Here is a 2,814-nt window from a genome sequence, read left to right as displayed (position 1 = left end):
GCGCGTGGTGGAGGAATCGGTCTGGGAATTCGAGCGCTCGTTCCTGGAGGCGCTGGCCATCGTGCTGGCCGTGTCCTTCCTGTTCCTGGGCTGGCGCACCGGCATCGTGGTGGCCGCGTCGGTGCCGCTGGTGCTCGGGCTGGTGGCGGCCGTCATGCACGCCGCCGGCTGGGCCCTGGACCGCATCTCGCTGGGCGCGCTGATCATCGCGCTGGGCCTGCTGGTCGACGACGCCATCATCGCCGTGGAGATGATGGTGGTGAAGCTGGAGGAAGGCTGGGACCGCTTGCGCGCTRCCACTTACGCCTACACGACCACGGCGCTTCCGATGCTGACCGGCACGTTGATCACGGCCGCCGGGTTCATGCCGGTGGGTTTCGCCAAGTCGATCGCCGGCCAGTACGCGGGCGGCATCTTCTGGGTCGTCGGGGTGGCGCTGATCCTGTCGTGGCTGGTGGCCGTGATCTTCACGCCGTACCTGGGCGTGTTGCTGTTGCCGAAGAACCTGGGGAATCCGCAGACGGGCACGCACCACGACGTCTACGACCGACCCGTCTACCACCGGCTGCGCGCCGTCATCGATGGGGCGGTGCAGCACCGGGCCTGGGTGCTCGGCGCCACGGTGCTGGCCTTCGCCATCGCCGGTGCCGGCATGCTGACGGTTCAGCAGCAGTTCTTCCCCACCGCATCGCGGCCGGAACTGCTGGTGGACCTGAGGCTGCGCGAAGGGGCGTCTTTCGCCGCGACGCAACGCCAGGTGAAGCTGCTCGAAGCGCGACTGGCGAAAGACCCGGACATCGAATTCTTCACCGCTTACACCGGTGCCGGCACGCCGCGTTTCTATCTGTCGATCCTGCCGGAATTGCCGAACCCGGGGTTCGCACAGTTCGTCRTCAAGACGGCGGGCATTGAACAGCGCGAGCGGGTGCGCGCCCGACTGCTGGACCTGCTCGCCAAGGACGAGGCCTTGCCGGACGTCAATGCGCGCGTCACGCGCCTGGAGTTCGGCCCGCCGGTGGGTTTCCCGGTCCAGTTCCGTGTCATCGGCCCCGACAAGGTGCAGGTGCGGGAGATCGCCTACAAGGTGCGCGATGCGGTGCGCCAGAGCCCGCTGGTGCGTGACACGCAGTTGGACTGGAACGAGCAGGTCCGCTCGATGAAGGTCCACGTCGACCAGGACAAGGCGCGGCTGCTGGGCCTCTCCACAGCCGACATCCAGGGCCTGGTGCAGACCGCGCTGGACGGCGCACCGGTGACGCAGATCCGCCGCGGCGAAGAGCTCATCGACGTGGTCGTGCGAGCGACACCCGAGGAGCGCAAGCGCATCGGTCAACTGGGCGACCTGCCCGTGTTCACGCGCAGCGGCGTGACCGTTCCGCTGTCGCAGCTGGCCCGCGTGGAGCCGGGCTTCGAAGAGCCGGTGCTGTGGCGACGCAACCGCGACATGGTGCTCACCGTGCGCAGCGATGTCGTCGACGGCGTGCAGGGGCCGGACGCCACCGCGAAGATCCGGCCGTCGCTGCAGCCCATCGTCGACAGCTTGCCCACGGGCTACCGCATCGAGGACGGCGGCGCCATCGAGGAGAGCGACAAGGCCAACAAGGCCCTGTTCGCGGTGTTCCCGGCGATGTTCGCGGTGATGCTGACGCTGCTGATGATCCAGTTGCAGAGCTTTTCACGCCTGTTCATGGTGTTCATGACGGCACCGTTGGCGCTGATCGGCGTGGTGCCGGCGCTGCTGCTGTTCCAGGCGCCATTCGGCTTCGTCGCGCTGCTGGGCGTGATTGCCCTGAGCGGCATGATCATGCGCAACTCGATCATCCTGGTCGACCAGATCGACCAGGACATCGCGCGCGGCGTGGCGCCCTGGACCGCCATCGTCGACGCCACGGTACGGCGCTCGCGCCCCGTGGTGCTGACCGCCGCCGCCGCGGTGCTGGCCATGATCCCGCTCACGCACAGCGTCTTCTGGGGACCGATGGCCATCTCGATCATGGGCGGCCTGGTCGTGGCCACGGCGCTCACCCTCGTCTTCGTGCCGGCGCTGTACGCCGCCTGGTTCCGCGTGCGGCGTGACAGCCCCGGCACCAACCACCTTTCAACCAAGGAGCAATGAATGTCCAACGACCACACGCAGCAAGATGGGCGCAACAACGCAGGCGTCGGGCTGATGGGCGGGGCGGAGGAGTCATCCCTCGAGCAGGCGAAGTCACTCTTCGACGTCAATGTGTTCGGCGTGATGCGAACCACGAAGGCCGTCCTTCCCGTCATGCGCCGGCAGGGGCGCGGCCGGATCGTCAACATCAGCTCCGTGATGGGGCTGATCCCGGCCCCTTACATGGCGCTGTATGCGTCGAGCAAGCACGCCGTGGAAGGCTATTCCGAGTCGCTGGACCACGAGATCAGGGACGCGGGTGTCAGAGTGGTGCTCGTCGAACCCGCGTACACGCGGACTTCGTTCGAGAGCAATCTCATCCAGGCTGACCAACCGCTCGACACATACAAGTCCGCGCGCTCGAACGCGGAGGCTGTCATGCGCGACGTGATGAAGAACGCCGACTCGCCGGAGTCGGTGGCCCAGACCGTCCTGAAGGCCTGCACCGCGGCGAGCCCGCGCCGCCGCTACGCCGCAGGTGGATTCGCGCGGCAAGTGAGCCTGCTGCGCCGGTTCGTCCCGGCCGCCGCGTTCGACAAGAGCCTGCGCAAGCAACTGCGGCTGCCGGCATAGGCCGGACGCTGAATGAAATCGACACCCCCATGAGCTCCATCAAGATGCAACATCACACGCTGCTCGCCATCGCGGCCAGCCTCGCC

2 protein-coding genes are annotated in these 2,814 nt (G+C 67.4%); both read left to right on the top strand.

The window, feature by feature from the left end:
- A partial coding sequence (locus AC1D01_RS28550) for an efflux RND transporter permease subunit (protein ID WP_477872426.1) occupies positions 1 to 2,116 on the top strand: 2,116 nt, incomplete at its 5' end.
- The gene (locus AC1D01_RS28545; protein WP_477872424.1) at positions 2,117 to 2,728 is read left to right on the top strand and encodes an oxidoreductase; all 612 of its coding nucleotides are present in this window, start codon (positions 2,117 to 2,119) and stop codon (positions 2,726 to 2,728) included.
- Positions 2,729 to 2,814: the final 86 nt, after the last annotated feature.

It is taken from the genome of Rhizobacter sp. P3_B12, from assembly GCF_056402895.1.
Note: the sequence above shows the minus strand (reverse complement) of the source record. Positions and strands in the feature narration are given on the sequence as shown.

What these genes read in the sequence shown, in the direction of transcription:
- AC1D01_RS28545 (WP_477872424.1), top strand. Translation starts at nt 2,117, where the DNA reads ATGTCCAACGACCACACGCAGCAAGATGGGCGCAACAACGCAGGCGTC.